The following is a 1734-nucleotide window of genomic DNA, read 5'->3' as shown; positions in this document are numbered from 1 at the left end:
GATGTTAATTGGGTTTTTAGATGTAAAATTAAATCAAATATCTAAATCTAAATAAGTTTATAAATTTATATTGACTTATAAACTAAGCTATGGTATTATTAATAATGTACTTTCCAAGAAATATGTATTACAAATATTTTACAAAATGGAGGAATTAAGTATTTTTCAAGTAGGTAATATAACTAAAGTTAATTTAAATTTATGTCAATTAAGGGGAGATAATTTGTGGGAAGTTCTCAAATTGTAGATGCTATCGAGGATAAGTTTAAAAAGAACCACTTATATTTCAGTCCAATAAAAGGTTTTGATGTAATGGCAGCTATGGAGGATGCATCAGTTGGTGCAAATGCGACAAAGATCAGTTCACAATTTTTAGCTTATGGAATTTATGGGGATTTTGGTGTCCAAAAGGTTAACACAACATTTGTGTTAAAAAGACTGGATAAAGGTGGAGATCATAAATTCCAATATAAATATCTATATCGTCCAAGGAATAAAGAGATTATAAATTTGGAATCATCAATGCGTAAAAAAATGCAAATTAATGATTCTAAAGACGGATTTTATTGGTGCAGGTGTGAACACTTTGGTGTAGAGAATGTGCAAACTAAAGCTGGATTAAGGAACTGTACATCGCGAAAATATTATGATCTGTTTTTAGATTATGTTGTAAACTTTTATGGAAATACTTTAAGCTTAGAGGAATGGAATTCAATTAAAAAATATATAGGAACAGTTGAATTTGATCCTCAATCTTTACAAGAAGATAATGATATAAGGAAAGTATTTAACCAATATTTTACAGGCAATTTGTTAAATAGTATTATACCAAATGACTATGTAAAAAAACATATAAAGAACTATATAATCTAATACCAATATATCATAAAAGGATTCGGGAATGAGTATGGATTTGTGTAAAACCAAATCTATACTCATTATTTTTGTATAACAAAATGTTAGATTTGGGACAATATTCTTAAATAAATTAAAGAATTCAATTAAATATATGGCTTCCAAGGATAAAAAAGAATTTATGAAAGACTTGAAATATGTACACAAAGCACCGACTGATTTAAATATTCTTCACGATACCTCAGCTAACCATACATATTGCTCCGATTACATCTCCCAATACTTTTTATTGTCTTATAGTTTATGTTTAATATTTCCTGAATCCGCAGCTTATTTAATCTTATGGACTTATATTGTTTAATTTCAGCAAACATATTTTACCTATTCAATTTACCATCTGCTCTGATAAATTAACGCTTCTATTTCATCAGAGCATGGATTATTATGGGATCATTATGAAACTTCCCTAAATATAGCAAAACAGTTCGGCATGGATTCTGATACGGTGACTTTTGCAAGTGGCAGTGGTTTTGCGGATGCTCTTTCTGATTATGCACTGTCAGCACAGAAAAATGCACCCCTGATACTGGTAAACAATGTAGACGTGGCAAAACAGAAAGAGTATACCGACTCCAGTAAATATACTAAAGAATTGGTTTATGGCGGAGCAGGAGTTATACCTGACAGTGCGGTTAGCTTATTGAGTAAGTCACAGTACACGAAATTGCAGTTTACCACCAGAAGTTACCAGCTTGACGTCAGTGCCAGCGGCTTTGACTACAATCCTGGATACAAATAATTATGGATCTATGTCAATAAAGTAGACACATTTTTTGAATTTTTGAACTGAATATATTTTAATTTTCAAATAGCCCTTAA

2 protein-coding genes are annotated in these 1734 nt (G+C 30.3%); both read left to right on the top strand.

What is annotated here, in order from left to right; genetic code table 11:
- Nucleotides 1-225 precede the first annotated feature (225 nt).
- Nucleotides 226-873 (top strand): hypothetical protein, encoded by a 648-nt coding sequence (locus tag J5G60_RS18185; protein ID WP_150358432.1) that lies wholly within the window; start codon nucleotides 226-228, stop codon nucleotides 871-873.
- Between the two features lie 391 nt (nucleotides 874-1264).
- A complete protein-coding gene (locus tag J5G60_RS18180) occupies nucleotides 1265-1654 on the top strand; it encodes a cell wall-binding repeat-containing protein (protein WP_326839075.1) in 390 nt (129 codons plus the stop codon).
- Nucleotides 1655-1734 lie beyond the last annotated feature (80 nt).

It is taken from the genome of Clostridium sp. HV4-5-A1G (assembly GCF_900184915.1).
Classification (GTDB): domain Bacteria; phylum Bacillota; class Clostridia; order Clostridiales; family Clostridiaceae; genus Clostridium_B; species Clostridium_B aromativorans.
Note: the sequence above shows the minus strand (reverse complement) of the source record. Positions and strands in the feature narration are given on the sequence as shown.